Genomic DNA, 19,237 nt, shown 5'->3' on the forward strand with positions numbered 1-19,237 from the left:
GCGGTTAGTTTCATTTCCATGACAACGAAACGGCTCCGCATCCTCGTCCTGACGTGCAGCACCCGGCCCGGCGCGCTCGGCCCCGCCGTCGGCGGATGGCTCACCGACACCCTCGCCCCGGTCGCCGAAGGGCTCGACGCGGACCTCGTGCCCCTGGCCGTCGGCGATCTGGACCTGCCCTTCCTGGACGAGGAGGAGCACCCGTCGACCGGCGTCCACCACCACGAGCACACCCGCCGGTGGAGCCGGATCGTCGACGAGGCGGACGGGTTCGTCTTCGTCACGCCGGAGTACAACTACGGCATGCCGGCCACGCTGAAGAACGCGCTCGACTACCTCGGCCCGGAGTGGGCCTGGAAACCCGCCGGCTTCGTCAGCTACGGCCACACCTCGGCCGGAACCCGCGCGGTCCAGCACGCCAAGCAGGTGGTGACCACGCTGCGCCTGGTCCCGCTGGGGTCGACCGTCGCGCTACGGATCGGCGACGCGATGCGGGACGACCGGTTCGCCCCCGAGGCGCGCCACGCCGAGGCGGCCGAAGGGCTGCTGGCGGAACTGGTGCGGGTCGCCCACGCCCTCACCCCGATGCGCGAGCGCGCACAGGCCGGCTCCGTGACCGGTCCGCTCCCCGGTTCCTACGCCCGGCGTCTCGGCCCGGACGACGCCGCCGAGGTGACCGTGCTGCAGCGCTGCTGCTGGATGGAGGAGGCGCTGGTCAACGACACGCTCGACATCCCCGCGCTGCACGAGACCCCGGACGACGTGCGCGCGTGGCTGGCCGACTGGGACGTCACGGGGCTGTGGCGCGACGGACGGCTGCTCGGGATGGTCCGCACCCGCCGGGCCGGCGACGACCTGCACATCGGGCGCCTCGCCGTCGCACCCGACCTGCGGGGACTCGGCGTGGGCCGGTGGCTGCTGGGCCTCGCCGAGTCGGCAGCCGGGGGGTGCCGCCGTGTCGTCCTGACCACCGGCGCCGCCAGCCACCGCAACCTCGCCCTCTACCGCCGGCAGGGCTACGTCACGCTTCCCGGCGCGCGGGACGACGGAGCGGTGGATCTGGCGAAGGCCGTCGCCGTCTGAGCGGGCGCCGGATCAGGCCGCCCCCGCACGGGTGAGCGGGGGTGCCGCTGACCGGTGCGGGGCGACGTCCCGTGACGGGGGCGGGGCGAGCCGGGACGCGTGGTGCGGGCCCCTTGGCGCCCCCTCGCGGACGGGGCGCTGCCCGGAGTGGTGAGGGGCCGTGAGAGGTCCCGCCCGCCGGGCGACGACAGCTCACTCCGGGGGCGTGGGGGTCTCGTGGGTGCGGTACATCGCCTGGACGTCCAGCTCCAGTTGTACGGTCGGACCGACGACCGCGATGCCGCGGGCCAGCATCGAGCGCCAGTTGAGCGTGAAGTCCTCGCGGTGCAGCTCCGCCTTCGCCAGGGCCGCGCAGCGCAACTCCTGTTCGTAGCCGCCGTTCACCGTGCCGAGGTACGTCGTGTCCAGGCCCACGGAGCGGCTGGTGCCGTGCATGGTGAGCGTGCCGTTCAGCGTCCACCGGGAGCCGCCCCGGTAGGTGAACCGGGTGCTGACGAAGTCGATGTACGGGTACTGCTCGACATCGAGGAAGTCGGCGGAGCGCAGGTGGTTGTCACGGGTCTTGTTGCCGGTGGTGATGCTGGAGGCGTCGATGCGCACCGAGACCTGGGAGTCGCCCATGTCGGGCGCGACGCGGATGCCGCCGGTGAAGCGGGTGAAGCGTCCGTGCACGTGCGCCATGCCCACGTGCTTGGCGATGAAGCGGATCGCGGTGTGCGGCGGGTCGAACAACCAGGTGCCGGGCGGCGGCAGTTCCAGTTGACGTGCGGGCAGCAGCGCGATGCGTGCCGGGGGTGGTACGGCGCCGGCGGCGATGTCGACGGTGTTGCGGACCGGGGTGAGTCCCTCCGCCGAGACCAGCACGCTGTAGGAGCCGGGCGGGAGCGCCGCCATGAACAGGCCGTACGGATCAGTGGTGCCGTGGGCGACGACCCGGTGGCTGTCCAGGGCGGTCACCGTGACGTCGGCGCCGCCCAAGGGCTGTCCCACAGGATCGACGATCTCGCAGCCGTATGCGCCGGCGCCGGCCGGAAGGGGCAGCGAGATGTCCGGTGAGGCGCCGGGGGCGTTGCGGGAGCGCCGACGCCGGAGCAGTCCGAGGGCCATACGGTTCGCCTTCCTTCGTGCGTGTCACCGCCGCGAGTCCCGCACCGATGCGCGTGCCCGCGGTCGTCGAGAGTCGCGGGGGTGGGTTGCAAGCGCGATGAAGTCAATGGTTGAACAACCATAGATCACGTGACATGGAGTGATCGTCGTCGAGTTCGGGCGCTGCACGCCCTTGTCACGTGCTGAAATGCGAAACTCCACCGTCCTGTCCTTTTGGAGGGTCGTGTAGCGGCCGTCGGCTGCACTTGTTTTGCTTCGGTGCTGTGGCGAATGCCACAGGGAATCGCGAAGAGCTCACACGCGGCTCGCAGCCCCGTCACGAGGCCCTCACAGGACGCGGCCCGGACCGCTGTGCCGACCGGCTTCGCCTGCCCGCGCAGGAGACGGCCCGCAGGGTGGGCGAGGGTGCGGCGACGGGACGGCGTACGTGCCGGGGGAGCCGGACACCGACGGCCGGGACCGCGGCCGGGCCCGTGGGGGACCTGTCCGTGCACGGCACCAGCCGCCCCTTCCGCCTGGCCGCGCGGCAGCAGGCGGGAGAGGTGGCAGAAGCCCTGGAACAGGACGTCACCCGCCCTCCCCGCGGAGGCGGTGGACGCCGATGCGCGGAGGAGGTCCGAACCGCCGCGGACCGGTTCGGACCTCCTCACGCGGACAGCGCGACAACCGCCGACCCGCTCACTGGATCGAGCATTCCCGCACCGTCAGCGGCTCCGCGCTGCCCGCCGGCCTGCTGCAGAGCACCTCCGCCTTCGAGAGCCCTTCCGGCGTTCTGCGGACGCGGGCGAGGACGATGCTGTGACCGTGGCGTTCGCCGTAGAGGGGGGCGTCGGTGAAGTCGATCGTGCCGGTGGCCATCCCCTCGAGCTTGACGCTCCTCAGGTTGACCCAGGTCGCCGCCCGGCTCTGGCGTACGTCACCGAGGCTCGCCGCCCAGTACAGGGCTCGGGTGGCGTCGTGGGAGAGGGCCGTCTGACCGCTGGCGAAGCCGGGGGCGTCGTAGGTGGCCTCGCTCGGTTCGAGCCAGGGAAGGTGTTCGCCCGCGTCCTGGTAGAAGGCGGTCCCGGACGCCGCCTCCCGCAGTTCGGCCAGTGCCGCGTGGTAGAGCGTGATGCGCGGGGCCACGCCGTCCCGGCCGCCCGTACCGGAGAACTTGGCCTTGCTCAGGTCGTCCCCGGTGAGGATCGAGATCTCCCGATCGGCGCAGCCCGGTTCGACGCCCAGCTGGGTCATCAGCGGGCCGATGTCCTCGACCCGTCCCGCGAAGTAGATGACCGACGGGACGTCCTCACCGCGGCAGATGCTCTCCGCGTGCAGCCGCAGTTCGGGCTTGCCGTTCGCCACCCGGTAGGTCCGCGAGGGCAGCAGTCGGAAACCCCTGTCGCGCAGCATCTCCCTTCCGTAATGAGCCTGTTCGCTGGTGTACCGGTCCTGCGACGCCTTGGTGTCGCGGGCCAGGACGAGGGCGTGCGGGGACGCGTCCTTGCCGCGGAGCTGCTGTGCGACGAGGCCGAGCACCTCCGCCTGGTGCTCGTCGGGGGCCGCGAGGCTGAACCAGTTGGAGAAGTCCTCCGGCAGATACGTCGCCGAGTTGGTGCCCGAGACGACGGGCAGGCCTGCCGCGTGCAGCCGCCGCGTCACGGCGGGGCTGCTCTGCAGGTCGCGTCCGAAGCCGACGACGCCGACGACCGTGGGGTCGCGCTCGGCGTACCGCGCGATCGCCGTGGCGGTGAAGAGCTGGTGTCCCATGTCCGCGCCGCCGTTGGCGAGCAACACGCGTAGCTTGACGCGGTAGTTCTCGTTGACGACGCGCTGGGCGAGGTACACGCCGGCCAGTTCCTCCGCGCCCTTGACCAGGGACGGGTCCACCGTGGCCGAGCTGAGCGGACCCGCGTACACCACCGTGACATGGGCACGCGGGTGGTCGCGCGTCACCTTGTCGTTCTCGGCGTGCACCAGGTTCTCCAGGTCGCGCAGCCGCCCGCTCTCCGAGTCGGCCCCGCCCTTGAGGTGGGCGCCGAAGCGCACGCCGCCGGTCGATATGCCGACGCATTCCGTGCCGCCGCCCGGCGCCGGGCGCAGCTCGGTGTCGCGGTCGGCGGTCAGCAGGCCCGCCGAGCAGTACGTGCGGTGCAGGTCGCGGGCGTGCACGACGCCGACGGTGGCGGCCAGGGCGAGGACCAGGGCCAGGCTGTACGCCGACCACACCACCTGCGCCACGGGCGGGCGGTGCCGGGCCCGCACGCACCGCCAGTCCGCCTGCCGCAGCTGGACCAGCTCGTCATGGGGGAGCGCTATGCGCAGCACCCAGGGCAGGGCGTTGGTCCGGCTCGGCGACTGGTCGGCGCGCAGGTTCCCGGCCCATTCGTCGTACCAGTGCCGCAGTCGTTGCTGCAGGCGGGAGGGGGCGGAGCGGAGCTGGGAGCGGGGGTGCTGACCGTTGGGGGATGTGCCGGTGCCCCGGTCGAGCAGCGGCGCCTCGTCAGCGGCCACACCCGCCACGATCAGCAGGGGGTCCAGTTCGCTGCGCCGGCTGCGGACGTCGCTGACCGCCCTGATCAGCTCGATGCCCCCGTTCTCGCGGCTCACCCGGCGCAGGATGAGCACCGGGGGCCGGGGCCGCTTCAGGCCGCGCAGGTCCCAGCTCGCGCGCCGGTGGTTGTCCCGCAGGTCCTCGAAGAGCGCCAGCACGTACAGCTGGAGGGGGAAGGGGCCGCCCCCGCGCATGGCTTCGGCGACGTCGTAGGCGCGGGCCGCGATGGCACGCCAGGAGCGCAGGGGCCGTAACAACCGCACGCTGGTCGACTGCCGGCGGGCGGCGGACTGGAGGAACGTCGTGGTCAGGAACCACCGGCTCTCCCTGCGCAGCCACAGGAAGAGGGGAGCGCGCCCGGGCACGTGGTTCAGCGCGGCCAGCAGGATCATCAGACCGGTGCCCGCGAGGACGGCGACGTACCACTCGGGACGGGTGAGCAGGGAGGTGAGTGCGCCCAGGATGCCCGCGGGGAGGAACTGCTGCACGTCGTTGAGCAGCGCCTGCCGGTTGCGGCGCGCGGGCCTGCGAGGGCGCCAGCGCTGCCGGGCGAGGACGCGGAGCAGCTGTGTCTGGGCCTGCTCACGCTGGGCGTTGCCGTCCGGCGTGCCCACCGGGGCGGTGGGCCAGTGCTCGCGCATGTCCGGGTCGTCGGTGGCGTCCTGGAGGGCCCGGACGAGACCCAGGCGGGGGAAGGAGTAAGGACGGTAGGACGCGGAACGGTCGCCCCACTTCCGGCTGTCGCCGAGGTCGCGCAGAAGCCGTACGGCCTGGGCGCTGGGGTCGAGGTCGCCCGGCGGCGGCTCGGTGGGGGCGACGGCCAGGCGCGTGCCGTGACTCTGCTGGCCTTCGCGCAGCTCGTCGACCAGCTCCGTCACGCGGTCGTCGTCGGCGGCGTCCTCCGCGTGCAGCACGATCACCGGCATCGGGGGGTCGCCCGTCCGGAAGTCCTGGATCAGCGACTCCAGTTGCCGCTGGACGTCGATCCCCGCCCCTGTCGACATGCCCGGGTGACCTCCCGGACAGTCCTGTGGGAACATCTGATCCCGGCCGAGCATGGACACTCCCCGCTGTCGTACGACACACGTGTCACAAGCGCCTAGCGAGGATAACGCTTGCCTCGGACAACTGGTGCTGCTGAAGGGGTGATCGGTTCCCGGCCGGCGCCGGCCGGGGACGCCCCTGCCGTGCGGCCGCCCTGACCACGGATCGACACCCTCGGCCGCGTGAGGGTTCTGTGCGGCGAGGGGCGGGGGGAAGGAGACCGCTGGTCACCGAGCGTTCGACGTCCCGACCGGATTTGCCGCGTGGGTAGCCGCATCCTGCGTCTTCCCGGTGCATCCGAGGATCACGGTGGCCTTTTCCGGTCAGGGCGGGGCCAAGGGAACAGCGGTCCGCCGGGCGGGGAAGGAGGTTTCCACTCGTGAGCGAGCCGGTCCGACGCAAGGGGGGCGCTCGCTCCGCGGGTACGCGATGTGCGCGCGGTCGGTCGCTGCGTTCCGGCCAGACGCGCGGCGCGGGGAGCGGGGTGCGCACCGCGCTCCATGAGGGGGAAGCGAAGGCGCCCCGAGCGTGGCCTTGCTCATGGTCGCCGCCGAAGACCTGCGCGGAAGGCGTGGAACCTCGGGGTCGGCCCCGGCCTCTGGGGCCGGCGCCGACCCTTCCCTCACCCGCCCGGCCCACCCCGCCACCCGTCCGCGACGATCACCGCGCGCCCCGGCGCGTCCCCCCCGCACCATGGGCGTGCTGCCGACCGGCAGCCCGAGCCGGTACCGGTCGGATGCGAAGGAGGCGCCCGCCATGGGTGAGCTGTACATCGACGGGGAGTGGACGAACGCCGCCGGCGGAGGGCGTCGGGAGGTGATCAATCCGTACGACGCCTCCGTCGTCACCACCGTCGACGAGGCGGACGCCACCGACGTGGACCGGGCGGTGCGGGCCGCCCGCCGTGCCTTCGACGAGGAGGACTGGGCGAACGCCCCCACCCGGCGCCGTGCCGACCTGCTGATGCGGGTGCACGACCTGCTGCTGCGCGACATCGACGAGATCGCCCGCACCGAGACCCTCGACACCGGCAAGACGCTGACCGAGGGCCGCTTCGACGTGGAGGACGTGGCGAACGCCTTCCGCTACTTCGCGGAGCTGGCCGGCAAGGACGGCGGGCGGGTCGTGGACGTCGGGCCCGACGTGCTCAGCCGCGTCGTCTACCAGCCGGTCGGAGTCTGCGCGCTCATCGCGCCCTGGAACTACCCGCTGTTGCAGGCCTCGTGGAAGGTGGCGCCCGCGCTGGCGGCCGGAAACACCATCGTCCTCAAGCCGAGTGAGACCACCCCGCTCACCACGATCGCCCTGTTCCGGCTGATCGAGGAGGCGGGCGTCCCGCGCGGTGTCGCCAACCTGGTGCTCGGCTCGGGCGCGACCGTCGGCGCGGCCATGACCTCCCACCCCGAGGTCGACCTGGTGTCCTTCACCGGCGGCCTGGCCACCGGGCGCGCCATCATGGCGGCCGCGGCCGAGGGGCCGAAGAACATCGCCCTCGAACTCGGCGGCAAGAACCCCCACATCGTGTTCGCCGACGCCGACTTCGAGGCCGCCGTCGACTACGCGCTGGACGCCGCCTTCCTGCACGCCGGGCAGGTCTGCTCCGCCGGATCGCGCCTGCTGGTGGAGGACTCGCTGCACGACCGGTTCGTCGAGGCCTTCGCCGAGCGCGCCCGCCACATCCGGCTCGGCAACGGCCTGGAGGAGGGCACCGAGAGCGGGCCGCTCAGCTCCGCCGAGCACCGGGAGAAGGTCGAACGCTACATCGCCATCGGCAAGGAGGAGGGCGCCCGGCTCGTCACCGGCGGCACCCGCCCCGACGACCCCGCCCTGAGCCGCGGTTACTTCCTGCTGCCGACGATCTTCGCCGACTGCGACCGGTCCATGCGCATCGTGCAGGAGGAGGTGTTCGGGCCGGTCGTCACCGTCGAACGGTTCCGCACCGAGGACGAGGCCGTGGAACTCGCCAACGACACCCGCTACGGACTGGCCGGCGGGGTCTGGACCTCCGAGGCAGGCCGCGCGCAGCGCGTCGCGCAGCGGCTGCGGCACGGCACCGTGTGGATCAACGACTTCCACCCCTACGTACCGCAGGCCGAATGGGGCGGCTTCGGACGCTCCGGCGTCGGCCGTGAGCTCGGGCCCACGGGCCTGCGCGAGTACCAGGAGGCCAAGCACATCTACCAGAACCTCAACCCGGGACCCTCCGGCTGGTTCAAGGGCAACAGCGGCGGCTGAGCCGTCCCACCGGCTCCCCGGCCCGCCCGGGCCGCAGCACGCCGCCCCCGCCCCCTCACCCGACGGTTCCGAAGAAAGGCAGCCCATGGCCTCCACCACCCCTCACGGAGCGGAGTCGGACTACGACTACGTCATCGTCGGCGGCGGCACCGCCGGATGCGTGCTCGCCGCCCGTCTCAGCGAGGACCCCGACTGCCGCGTCTGCGTCATCGAGGGCGGCCCCACCGACGTGGGCGACGACCGCATCCTGCGCCTGCGCAACTGGATCAACCTGCTCGGCTCGGAGTTCGACTACGGCTACACCACCGTCGAACAACCGCGCGGCAACTCGCACATCCTGCACTCGCGGGCCCGCGTCCTCGGCGGCTGCTCCTCCCACAACACCCTGATCAGCTTCCTGCCGCTGCCGCAGGACCTCGACGACTGGGTGGCCGCCGGCTGCACCGGCTGGGACCCGGACACGATCCTGCCGTACCGCGACCGGCTGCAGACCAGGATCGTGCCGGTGGCGGAGGCCGACCGGAACCCCATCGCCAAGGACTTCGTCACCGCCGCCGCCCGCGCCACCGGCGTCCCCGTCATCGACGACTTCAACGCAGAGCCCTTCGCCGACGGCACCGGCTTCTTCTCCCTCGCCTACGAGCCGGAGGGCAACCTGCGCTCCTCCGCCTCCGTCGCCTATCTGCACCCCGTCCTCGACCGCCCCAACCTCACGCTGATGCTGGAGACCTGGGCGCACCGGCTGCTCACCGACGAGGCGGGGCGGCTGACCCGGGTCGCGGTGCGCGGCGCCGACGGCGAGCCCGCCACCGTACGCGCCGACCGTGAACTGCTGCTGTGCGCCGGGGCGATCGACACCCCGCGACTGCTGATGCTCTCCGGCATCGGCCCGGCCGACGACCTGCGCCGCCTCGGCATCGACGTCACCGTCGACCTGCCGGGCGTGGGGGAGAACCTGCTGGACCACCCCGAGTCGGTGATCGTCTGGGAGACCCGCGGCCCGCTGCCGCCCAACTCCGCGATGGACTCCGACGCCGGTCTCTTCCTGCGCATCGACAAGGGACAGCCCCGCCCCGACCTGATGTTCCACTTCTACCAGGTGCCGTTCACCGTCAACACCGAACGGCTCGGCTACCCGGTTCCCGAGCACGGGGTGTGCATGACGCCGAACGTGCCGCGTGCCCGCTCCACCGGACGCATGTGGCTGCGCAGCGCGGACCCGTCCGAGCATCCCGCCCTGGACTTCCGCTACTTCACCGACCCCGAGGGCCACGACGAGCGCACCGTCGTCGAAGGGCTCAAGCTCGCCCGCGAGGTCGCCGCCACCGATCCGCTGAAGGACTGGCTGGTCCGCGAGGTCGCGCCCGGCCCGTCCGTCACCTCCGACGCCGACCTGTCGGAGTACGGCCGCCGCGCCGCGCACACCGTGTACCACCCGGCGGGCACCTGCCGGATGGGCGCGGCCGACGACCCGACGGCCGTGTGCGACCCGGAGCTGCGGCTGCGCGGCGCCGAGGGCGTGCGCATCGTCGACGCCTCGGTCTTCCCGACCATGCCCACCATCAACCCCATGGTGACGGTGCTGCTCGCCGCCGAACGCGCCGCCGACCTCATCACCGGGCGCAGCGGACCGTCCGGCCGGGCGACGACGCGGTGACCGGTCCGCGGCCCTCCGCGACGAGTGAGGACCTCTCGGCCGGACGTGCCGTGGTGACGGCGGGCCGGCTGGGTAGGTGCGCCTCGGTGGCCGGAAATCGTCCGGGCGCCCGCGCCGCGGACCGGGCATCGGGTGCGGCGGCCGGCAGCCGAAGCCGAGAAGGAGTGCGACGTGTCGACCATCGGAGACAGAAGTCCCGGAACCCCGGAGGAGTTGCCGCTCGAGGACGCCCCGACGGGCCCGGCGCGGATCAAGCCCGTCGTCTTCTTCGGGGCGGCGCTCCTCGTCCTCGCGATCTCCCTGTGGGCGATCATCACCCCGTCGGGCGCGGAGCACGTCATCGGCGTCGCGGTCGGCAAGATCTCCCACTGGTTCGGCTGGTACTACTTCCTCGCGGCGACCCTCTACCTGTTGTTCGTCGTCTTCATCGCCGCGTCCAAGTACGGCACCATCAAGCTCGGCCCCAAGCACTCCAAGCCCGACTACGGCCTCTTCACCTGGGGCTCGATGCTGTTCGCGGCGGGCATCGGCATCGACCTGATGTTCTTCTCGGTGTCCGGACCCGTCAGCCACTACCTCGCGCCTCCCGAGGGCGACCCGGAGACGCTCGAGGCGGCCCGGCAGGCGGTCGTCTGGACGTTGTTCCACTACGGCATCACCGGCTGGGGCATGTACGCGCTGATGGGCATGGCACTCGGCTACTTCTCCTTCCGGTACCGGCTGCCGCTGGCCATCCGCTCCGCGCTCTACCCGATCATCGGACGCCGCATCCACGGCCGGATCGGCGACGCCGTCGACCTCGCGGCCATCATCGGCACGGTCTTCGGCATCGGCGTGACCCTCGGCATCGGCGTGGTGCAGCTCAACTACGGCCTCAAGGCGCTCTTCGGCGTCCCCGAAGGGCTGGCCGCGCAGATCGCCCTCATCGTCATCGCGGTGGGCATGGCGACCGTGTCCGCGGTGTCCGGCGTCGACAAGGGCATCCGCCGCCTGTCGCAGCTCAACATCCTGCTCGCCACCCTGCTGATGTTCTACATCCTCGTCGTCGGCCAGCCGTTCCGGCTGCTCAACGCCGTCGTCCAGAACGTCGGCGACTACGTCAGCGGCTTCCCGTCGATGACCCTCAACACCTTCGCCTACGACCAGCCCACCGAGTGGCTCGACGCGTGGACGCTGTTCTTCTGGGCCTGGTGGGTCGCCTGGGCGCCGTTCGTCGGACTGTTCCTGGCGCGCATCTCCCGCGGCCGCACCCTGCGCGAGTTCGTCGCGGCGACGCTGGTCATCCCGTTCCTCTTCACCGGGCTCTTCCTGGCGATCTTCGGAAACAGCGCCCTGTTCCTGGTGCGCGACGGCAGCACCGAGTTCGGCGAAACCGCCATGAACGTTCCCGAGCAGGGCTTCTACACCCTGCTCGACCAGTTCCCCGGCTTCATGTTCAGCGCCGGACTCGCCACCTTCGTCGGCCTGCTGCTGTACGTCACCTCCGCCGACTCCGGCGCCCTGGTGATGGGCAACCTCAGCGCCGACCTGCCCACCCCGATGACCGACGCGCCGACGTACCTGCGCATCTTCTGGGCGGTGGCGACCGGTCTGCTCACCCTCGCGATGCTCATCGTGGGCGGTGTGCAGGCGCTCACCAACGCCACCATCATCATGGGCCTGCCCTTCTCCTTCGTGATGTTCCTGATCATGGCGGGGCTCTATCTGGCCCTGCGCACCGAGAGAATGAAGGTAGAGGCCCGCGTCAGCACGCTGCCCGGCTCGCTCTCCGGGCGCACGCACCACGGCCTGCCGGGCGCGCCGAGCTGGCGGCACCGGCTGGCGCGCGCGATGGCGTTCCCCGGCCGGCGCGCGGCTGCGCGGTTCGTGGAGCAGGTGGCCCGGCCCGCCTTCCAGGAGGTGGCTCACGAACTGCGGCAGCAGGGGGCCGAGGCGGAGGTCGTGGAGGGAACCGTCGAGGAGAACGGCCTCGCCCACGTCGGCCTGCGCGTGCCGGTCGGCGACGACGACGTGTTCGTCTACGAGGTCTGGCCCGTGGAACGGCCCACCCCCGCCTTCGCCACCCGGTCGGTCGGCGAGCACGACACCTATGTGCGGTTCGAGGTGCGGCTCGCCGAGGGCAACCAGGACTACGACGTGATGGGGTACGCCAAGGAGCAGCTCATCGCCGACAGCCTCGACCAGTACGAGCGGTACCTGGAGTTCCTGCGGTTGCGCCACGAGGCGTCCACCCGCTCCAACCTCCCCGACCACCGCCCGGACGCACCGGACGCGCACCTGCCGGAGGAGTGAGGAACCCGGGCGGGGCGGCCCGCTTCGGGCCGCCCCGCCCGGACGTTCCGTACGGCCGCCCGTCAACTGCTGACGGGCGGCCGTTCCACGTGCGGGGTGAGACGGGCGAGGTCCGGGTCGCCGAACTCGTCGCGCAGGGACTGGAAGGCGGTCACCTTCTCCTCGCCGAAGCGGCGGACCTGGGCGGCGTAGGCGTCGGGGGAGAGGAACCGCGTGGGGCGCGACTTGGAGTGGAACTTGTCCGCGTACATCACCAGCCGCTCCTCCGCCGTCTCCGCCAGGTAGTCGGCGGGCGGGACGGGGAGGTTCTGGCTCATGACGTCCTCCCGGGTCAGTCCGACCCCGGTGTGGTGGGAGCAGAAGCGGCACAGGGCGGCGGGGAAGCCCTCGCCCTCCAGGATCTCCTGGCCGAGCAGGCCGTGCCGGATGTAGTTCTCGTGGTCCAGCCGTCCGTCCTCGCCGTAGAGGCGGTAGACGCCGATGTCGTGCAGGAGGCAGCCGGCCCGGACCAGTTCGGCGTCGAGGTGGGCGAGGCGCGGCGACGCCAGCAGCTGCTCGGCGACGCTCCAGACGATCTCGCAGTGGCGGTGGACGGAGACGAACGCCTCGGCCGTCGGCGCGTGCTTCTCGTGCAGCGCGCGGATCTCTTCGGGTCCCGGAATCCTCACCCGGGGAGCGTAACAACCGCGGGTGGGAGCGGGCGGGGAGTTCCCGAGCGGGCAGGGGAGTCCACGAGCAGACGGAAGAGTTCCCGCCGCTGCCCTTTTCACGCGATCCGGTGATAAGGCGCGAAGCGGGCACGCGGCGGTCGTGCGGGCCGTTCGACGGGGTGACGGGGGCGGTCGTCGCCTCCGCGGGACACCGACGACGGGGGAGACCTCATGAGCCTGCAGTTCATGCGGAACGCGGACGGCACGGTCACCGGGCGCAACGAGACCAACGGCTTCACCGTGACCCACGCCGACGAGGAGGAGGTGAAGCGGCAGTTGTACGAGGACGCGGGGTGGGAGTACACGCCCCCGCCGCCCCCGGTCCGGCCGGGAAGCCATCGCTTCGTGCTGGTGCACGAGGAGGACGGAGGCTGCGGCTTCGGGGACGAGCGGTACGCGGGGCTGCGCGCGAGGCCGCCCGAAGGGTGCGTGCCTGCCGACCACGGACACTTCGCCCTGGAGTGCGAGCGTCCCGGCAAGACGCTGTTGGACGCCGTCGCCGGCACGGTCGCAGAGGTCCGCCGCGACCACGGGGTGGTGATGAACAGCCTGGAGGTGGCCGACAGGCCGGGGGAGTGGCTCGATGCCGAGGGGCGGGACGGTGCCGTCTCCGAGGAGGTGGCGCGCCTGGTGCTGACGGCCGCCCACCGGTCGAGACGGCTCGGGTACGGGCGGAAGGAGCTGGTACGGCTGCTGGACGCCACGGGGATCGAGTAGCCGGGCGGCTCGCGGGCACCGGCTGGCGCGCGTGCGGTCGCGGGCCGTCGGCTGAGGAGGGCAGGCCGGTGGGCCGGCGGTGACGTCGGCGCGGTGAGGCCGGCCAGGTGCTGCCGGCTCGGTGACCTCGGCTCGGTGACGCCGGCTCGGTGACGTCACCGAGCTGACCTCAGCTCGCCACCAGTTCGTGCGGCGCCCTGTGCGGGGCCGTCGCCGGGACCGTCCGCTTCGCCCGGTGCCTGCGGGACAGCCACAGCACGTCACGGCCGAACGACCACATCAGCAGGCCGAGGGCCAGCGCCACGATGCCGGTGTTCACCAGGCGAGGAAGGAGCGCGGAGGCCGCCACCAGCAGCAGGACGCCCTGGAGCGCGGCCACCGTCTTGCGGGCCGTGCTGGGAGGGAGCGGCGCGGTCAGCCAGGGCCAGACGCGGGCCGCGGCGACGAACACGTAGCGCATGGCGCCGATCAGCAGCACCCAGGGGCCCATCGCCACCGACACGTACACGCTGAGCACCAGGATCAGGAAGGCGTCGACCTCCATGTCGAAGCGGGCGCCCAGCGGGGTGGAGGTGCCGGTCCTGCGGGCGACCTTGCCGTCGACACCGTCGAGGACGAGGGCGACGGCCGTCAGGCCGACGAAGAGGGAGCCAGGGGGTGAGTCCTGGAAGGAGTCCGCGACCAGCGCGGTCACCCCGCCGACCAGGATGGCCCGGCCGAGGGTGACCCGGTTCGCCGGACCGAAGGTGCGCGACCCCGCCCGGTGCAGGGCCCGGGACAGCACCGCCCAGGTGGCGATCGCGAACACGAGGCCCGTGACCCACCCCGCGGGGCCCATGCCGATCGTGGTGCCGATCAGGGCCAGCAGCAGGATCTGTACGCCCGCCCCCAAGGCGGTTTCCTGCCGGACGAGCCTCGCGTCGTACGTGTTGTTCAGGGCCACCGAACACCCTCCGGCCGTGTGACAGAGTCGATCGACGCCGCTACCTTGTGCGCGGCCTGTGCACCACTCGGTACGCGCGCAGGATCCCGATCGTTCAGGAGGACTTCGATGAACCGCGTCGCACGTGCGTTCTGGCTCGACTCGCCTGGCCGGGGGGAGATCCGTGACGTGGACCTGCCGGAGCCGGGCCCGGACGAGGTCCTGGTGCGCGCCCTGTACTCGGGGGTGAGCCGTGGCACGGAGACGCTCGTGTTCCGCGGGGGCGTGCCGGAGAGCCAGCACACCGCGATGCGGGCGCCGTTCCAGGAAGGTGACTTCCCGGCGCCGGTGAAGTACGGCTACCTGAGTGTCGGCGTGGTCGAGGAGGGGCCCGGGTCGCTCACCGGGCGGACGGTGTTCTGCCTGTACCCGCACCAGACGCGGTACGTGGTGCCCGCGGCGTCCGTGACGCCGGTGCCCGCGTCGGTGCCGGCCGGGCGGGCGGTGCTCGCCGGCACCGTGGAGACCGCCGTCAACGCCCTGTGGGACGCGGCACCCCTGGTCGGCGACCGGATCGCCGTGGTCGGCGGCGGGATGGTCGGCTGCTCGGTGGCCGCGCTGCTCGCCCGCTTCCCCGGCGTGCGCGTCCAGCTCGTCGACGCCGACCCGGCGCGGGCGAGGACCGCCGAGGCCCTCGGCGTGGACTTCGCCCTGCCCGCGGACGCCGACGGGGAGTGCGACCTGGCGGTGCACGCCAGCGCCACCGAGCAGGGACTCGCCCGCGCGCTGGAACTGCTCCGGCCCGAGGGCACCGTCGTCGAGCTCAGCTGGTACGGCGACCGGAAGGTGAGCGTGCCGCTGGGCGAGGCGTTCCACTCCCGGCGGCTGACCGTCCGGGGCAGCCAGGTCGGCACCGTCTCCCCGGCCCGCGCGCACCGCGGCTACGGGGACCGTCTCGCCCTCGCCCTCGACCTGCTCGCCGACCCCGCCCTCGACGCCCTCGTCACCGGTGAGTCGCCCTTCGAGGAACTGCCCGACGTCATGCCCCGCCTCGCCTCCGGCGACCTCCCCGCACTGTGCCACCGGGTGCGCTACGGCGACCCCGGACCCGGCGCACACGCCTGACCTGAGAAAGGACGCGACACACGCTGAACACGGGAAGGAAGCCAGCCGTACTACTCGACATCCCCGCCTCTCAGACCGGCGGGAGCAGACGCGCCGCACCTGGAGGGTCGTCCGTTGTTCAGCATCACCGTCCGCGATCACATCATGATCGCCCACAGCTTCCGCGGCGAGGTCTTCGGACCGGCCCAGCGCCTGCACGGAGCCACGTTCCTCGTGGACGCCACCTTCCGGCGTGAACAGCTGGACGAGGACGACATCGTCGTCGACATCGGCCTGGCCACACGGGAACTCGGGGCCGTCGTCGGCGAGCTGAACTACCGCAACCTCGACAACGAGCCCGACTTCGCCGGGGTGAACACGTCCACCGAGTACCTGGCCAAGGTCATCGCCGACCGGCTCGCCGAACGTATCCACAAGGGAGCGCTCGGGGAGGGGGCCAAGGGCATCGCGCGGATCGCCGTCACCCTGCACGAGTCGCACATCGCCTGGGCGAGTTACGAGCGTGCGCTGTGACCGACACGACCTTCGACAGGACCGTGAGAACGACCGGCAGGACGCGCGACACGACCACCGGGACGGCGGGCCGCAGCGAAGCCGGCCGCCTGGACCGCGTACCCGCGCAGCCGTCCTCCCGGAGGAACGGCGGAATCATCCCCATGTCCCTGCGCTCCGTGCACTTCGTCATGCCGGGCGGGGTCGACGACCCGTCCGCCCCCAGCGGCGGCAACGCCTACGACCGGCGCGTGTGCCTGGACCTGCCCGGCTTCGGCTGGCAGGCGCACCGGCACCCGGTGGCCGGTGACTGGCCCCGCCCCGGCGCCGCCGCCCGCGCCGAACTCGCCCGCACCCTGCGCGCACTCCCCGACGGCGCGGTCGTCCTGCTCGACGGGCTGGTCGCCTGCGGGGTGCCCGAGATCATCGTCCCCGAGGCGGAGCAGGGGCGGCTGCGCATGGCGGCGCTCGTCCACCTGCCGCTCGGCGACGAGACCGGCCTGGACGCGGCCGTCGCCGCCGAACTGGACGCCCGCGAACGCGCGGTGCTGCGGGCTGTGCCCGCCGTCGTCGCCACCAGTGAGTGGGCGGTGCGCCGGCTCGTCTCCCACCACGGACTCGCCCCCGAGCGGGTCCACGTCGCCACCCCCGGCACCGACATCGCACCCCTCGCGCCCGGCACCGACGGCGTCTCGCACCTGCTGTGCGTCGCCGCGGTGACCCCGCGCAAGGGCCAGCACCGGCTGGTGGAGGCGCTGGCCACGGTGACCGACCTGCCGTGGACCTGCTCCCTGGTCGGCGGCCTCGCCCACGCCCCTGAGTACGTGACCCGCCTGCGCGGCCTCATCCGCCGGCACGGCCTGGAGGACCGGCTGGAGCTGACCGGCCCGAAATCCGGCGCCGCACTCGACGCCCTGTACGCCACCGCCGACCTGATGGTCCTCACCTCCTACGCGGAGACCTACGGCATGGCCGTCACCGAGGCCCTCGCCCGCGGCATCCCGGTGCTGGCGACCGACGTCGGCGGACTGCCCGAGGCCGTCGGCCGCGCCCCCGACGGCGGGGTGCCCGGCATCCTCGTCCCGCCGGAGGACCCGGCCGCGATCGCCGCCGAACTGCGCGGCTGGTTCGGCGAGGCCGACGTGCGACGGCGGCTGAAGACGGCCGCCCGCGGGCGGCGGACCGCGCTCGGCGGCTGGGCCGGCACCGCACAGAGCCTCGCGGAAGTCCTGCGCCGGCTCCCCACCGCGTCCGGGGAGGCGGCATGACACGACCGGCCACCACCCGGCCCGCCGCCGCGATCCCGGCCCGGCCCGGACTCCGGGACGCCACCGACGCGGCACCCGCGACACCAGGGGGCGACATGGCACCCGGCGGCTCCACGGGCGGCGCGTCGGTCATCCCCGGCGCCGGACCCGCCAGGCCCCGCCCCGGCGAGGAGGAGCCGCCCCGCTACGCACCCGAGTGGCTCCAGCTGCGCGAACCGGCCGACGCCGCCGCCCGCTCGTACGACCTGCTGGACCCGCTGCGCATCCGGCTCGCCAACCTGCCCGGGCGGGCCGGCGGCGGTCTCGTCGTGCACGACATCGGCTGCGGCACCGGCTCCATGGGCCGCTGGCTGGCGCCCCGTCTGGACGGCACCCAGCACTGGGTGCTGCACGACCGCGACCCCTATCTGCTGCACTTCGCGGCCGTCGCCTCCCCGCGCTCCGCCGCCGACGGCAGCCACGTCACCGTCGAGACCCGGCGCGGCGACGTCGCCCGGCTCACCTCCGACGCGCTGGCCGGCGCCACCCTGGTGACGGCGTCCGCCCTGCTCGACGTCCTCACCCGCGAGGAGGTCGGCGCGCTGGCCGCCGCCTGCGCGGGAGCCGGATGTCCGGCGCTGCTCACCCTGTCGGTGGCCGGACGCGTGGAGCTGACGGAGCCGCATCCCATGGACGCGGAGATCACCGAGGCGTTCAACGCCCACCAGCGCCGCGGCGGCCTCCTCGGCCCGGACGCGGTCACCGTCGCCGCCGAGGCGTTCACCGAGCACGGCGCGACCGTACGGCTCAACCCCAGCCCGTGGCGGCTCGGCCCGGAGCAGGCCGCGCTGACCGAGCAGTGGCTGCGCGGCTGGGTCGGAGCGGCGGTCGAGGAGCGGCCGGACATGGCGAGGCGTGCCGACGCCTACCTGACCGAGCGGCTCGAAGCCTGCGCGGCAGGGGAGCTGCGGGTGATCGTGCACCACACCGACCTGCTCGCCCTGTGCCGGCCGGTGGACGGTGGCGCATGAGCACGCACACGGGGGAGACGGCCGGGGCGGAGGCGCCCTCGACGGAGTTGCCGGCGGCCGAGGGCGGCGCCCGCAGCCTGCTCCGGCGGCTCGGCAGCCCCGCCGTGCGCACCCGCCTGGGCTCCCTCGCCGGTGTGCTCATCCTCGCCGTGCTGTTCTGGCGGCTCGGCACCGGCGCCTTCGTGGACGGGGTGCGGCGCATCGACGGGCCCGCGCTGGCCGCCGCCCTCGGCATCGGGCTGCTGACCACCGCGTTCAGCGCCTGGCGCTGGGCGCTCGTGGCGCGCGGCATCGGCATCGGGCTGCCGTTCGGCGCGGCCGTGGCGGACTACTACCGGTCCCTGTTCCTCAACGCGGCGCTGCCCGGCGGCGTCCTGGGCGACGTGCACCGAGCCGTCCGGCACGGCCAGGACGCCGGTGACCTCGGGCGGGGGATACGGGCGGTGGTGCTGGAGCGGACGGCCGGTCAGCTCGCGCTGTTCGCCGCCGGGGGAGTGGTCCTGCTGACCATGCCGTCCCCGGTCCACGACCAGGTGCGGCAGGCCGCTCCGCCGGCCGGGCTCGGCCTGCTGGGGGCGTGCGCGGTGGTGCTGGCCCTGCGGATGAACCGGGCGCCGTCCGGGCCGAAGCCACGGGCCGTGCGCGGAATGCTCGCCGAGGCGCGGCAGGCCCTGCTGTCGCGGACCACCGCGCCGGGCGTGCTCGTCTCGTCCGCGGTGGTCCTCGCCGGGTACGTCGCCATGTTCGTCCTCGCCGCGGACGTCGCCGGGGCCGGGGCGTCGGTGGCGGAGCTGCTGCCGCTGGCGGTGCTGGCGCTGCTGGCGATGAGCCTGCCGCTGAACGTGGGCGGCTGGGGGCCGCGCGAGGGCGTCGCCGCCTGGGCGTTCGGCGCGGCGGGGCTCGGCGCGGGACAGGGGCTGACGGTCGCCCTGGTGTACGGCGTGCTCAGCCTGGTGGCCAGCCTGCCGGGCGCGGCGGTGCTGGTGGCCCGGTGGTACGCGGCGGTCCGCGCCCGCCGCGCGGCGGACCCCGCACGGCCCGC

General features: G+C 73.2%; 13 protein-coding genes and 1 pseudogene. 10 read left to right on the forward strand and 4 right to left on the reverse strand.

What is annotated here, in order from left to right:
- Positions 1 to 18 precede the first annotated feature (18 nt).
- A complete protein-coding gene (locus ACWH4W_RS17880; RefSeq protein WP_473076722.1) occupies positions 19 to 1,083 on the forward strand; it encodes a GNAT family N-acetyltransferase in 1,065 nt (354 codons plus the stop codon).
- 192 nt (positions 1,084 to 1,275) lie between these two features.
- Here ACWH4W_RS17880 and ACWH4W_RS17885 read toward each other — a convergent pair whose 3' ends face one another.
- The gene (locus ACWH4W_RS17885) at positions 1,276 to 2,190 is read right to left on the reverse strand and encodes a YceI family protein (RefSeq protein WP_473076723.1); all 915 of its coding nucleotides are present in this window, start codon (positions 2,188 to 2,190) and stop codon (positions 1,276 to 1,278) included.
- Positions 2,191 to 2,868: 678 nt separating this feature from the next.
- Positions 2,869 to 5,727: a type 1 periplasmic-binding domain-containing protein gene (locus ACWH4W_RS17890; RefSeq protein ID WP_473076724.1), complete on the reverse strand. Its 2,859-nt coding sequence runs from the start codon at positions 5,725 to 5,727 to the stop codon at positions 2,869 to 2,871.
- 796 nt (positions 5,728 to 6,523) lie between these two features.
- Here ACWH4W_RS17890 and ACWH4W_RS17895 point away from each other — a divergent pair.
- From ACWH4W_RS17895 to betT, 3 genes are all read left to right on the forward strand, one after another.
- The gene (locus ACWH4W_RS17895; protein WP_473076725.1) at positions 6,524 to 8,002 is read left to right on the forward strand and encodes an aldehyde dehydrogenase family protein; all 1,479 of its coding nucleotides are present in this window, start codon (positions 6,524 to 6,526) and stop codon (positions 8,000 to 8,002) included.
- A gap of 85 nt (positions 8,003 to 8,087) precedes the next feature.
- The gene (locus ACWH4W_RS17900; protein ID WP_473076726.1) at positions 8,088 to 9,659 is read left to right on the forward strand and encodes a GMC family oxidoreductase; all 1,572 of its coding nucleotides are present in this window, start codon (positions 8,088 to 8,090) and stop codon (positions 9,657 to 9,659) included.
- 171 nt (positions 9,660 to 9,830) lie between these two features.
- The gene (gene betT, locus ACWH4W_RS17905) at positions 9,831 to 11,951 is read left to right on the forward strand and encodes a choline BCCT transporter BetT (protein WP_473076727.1); all 2,121 of its coding nucleotides are present in this window, start codon (positions 9,831 to 9,833) and stop codon (positions 11,949 to 11,951) included.
- Positions 11,952 to 12,013: 62 nt separating this feature from the next.
- On the opposite strand, the gene ACWH4W_RS17910 is transcribed toward betT, so the two are convergent.
- Positions 12,014 to 12,619 carry an HD domain-containing protein gene (locus tag ACWH4W_RS17910; protein ID WP_473076728.1) on the reverse strand — a complete coding sequence of 202 codons (606 nt, stop codon included), beginning with the start codon at positions 12,617 to 12,619 and terminating at the stop codon, positions 12,014 to 12,016.
- A 213-nt stretch (positions 12,620 to 12,832) separates the two neighbouring features.
- Here ACWH4W_RS17910 and ACWH4W_RS17915 point away from each other — a divergent pair, with 213 nt between their 5' ends.
- On the forward strand, positions 12,833 to 13,378 hold the full coding sequence (locus tag ACWH4W_RS17915; protein WP_473076729.1) for a hypothetical protein: 546 nt from the start codon (positions 12,833 to 12,835) through the stop codon (positions 13,376 to 13,378).
- Positions 13,379 to 13,547: 169 nt separating this feature from the next.
- Here the strand turns inward: ACWH4W_RS17915 and ACWH4W_RS17920 are convergent, their stop codons facing one another.
- Positions 13,548 to 14,321: a CDP-alcohol phosphatidyltransferase family protein gene (locus ACWH4W_RS17920; protein WP_473076730.1), complete on the reverse strand. Its 774-nt coding sequence runs from the start codon at positions 14,319 to 14,321 to the stop codon at positions 13,548 to 13,550.
- Between the two features lie 108 nt (positions 14,322 to 14,429).
- Between ACWH4W_RS17920 and ACWH4W_RS17925 the strand changes: the two genes are divergently transcribed.
- The 5 genes and pseudogenes from ACWH4W_RS17925 to ACWH4W_RS17945 form a co-directional block, all read left to right on the forward strand.
- A complete protein-coding gene (locus ACWH4W_RS17925) occupies positions 14,430 to 15,425 on the forward strand; it encodes a zinc-dependent alcohol dehydrogenase (protein WP_473076731.1) in 996 nt (331 codons plus the stop codon).
- 114 nt (positions 15,426 to 15,539) lie between these two features.
- Entirely contained in the window at positions 15,540 to 15,938 is a 399-nt protein-coding gene (locus ACWH4W_RS17930; RefSeq protein ID WP_473076732.1) for a 6-pyruvoyl trahydropterin synthase family protein, read from the forward strand.
- On the forward strand, positions 15,935 to 17,185 hold the full coding sequence (locus ACWH4W_RS17935; protein ID WP_473076733.1) for a glycosyltransferase family 4 protein: 1,251 nt from the start codon (positions 15,935 to 15,937) through the stop codon (positions 17,183 to 17,185). Before ACWH4W_RS17930 ends, ACWH4W_RS17935 begins: the two co-directional genes overlap by 4 nt.
- A 95-nt stretch (positions 17,186 to 17,280) precedes the next feature.
- On the forward strand, positions 17,281 to 18,195 hold the full coding sequence (locus ACWH4W_RS17940) for a class I SAM-dependent methyltransferase (protein WP_473077533.1): 915 nt from the start codon (positions 17,281 to 17,283) through the stop codon (positions 18,193 to 18,195).
- Positions 18,192 to 19,151, forward strand: a pseudogene (locus ACWH4W_RS17945) (lysylphosphatidylglycerol synthase transmembrane domain-containing protein); the annotation flags it as partial. The gene ACWH4W_RS17940 and the pseudogene ACWH4W_RS17945, both read left to right, overlap by 4 nt.
- Positions 19,152 to 19,237 lie beyond the last annotated feature (86 nt).

The sequence above is a fragment of the Streptomyces sp. DSM 120436 genome (assembly GCF_055778765.1).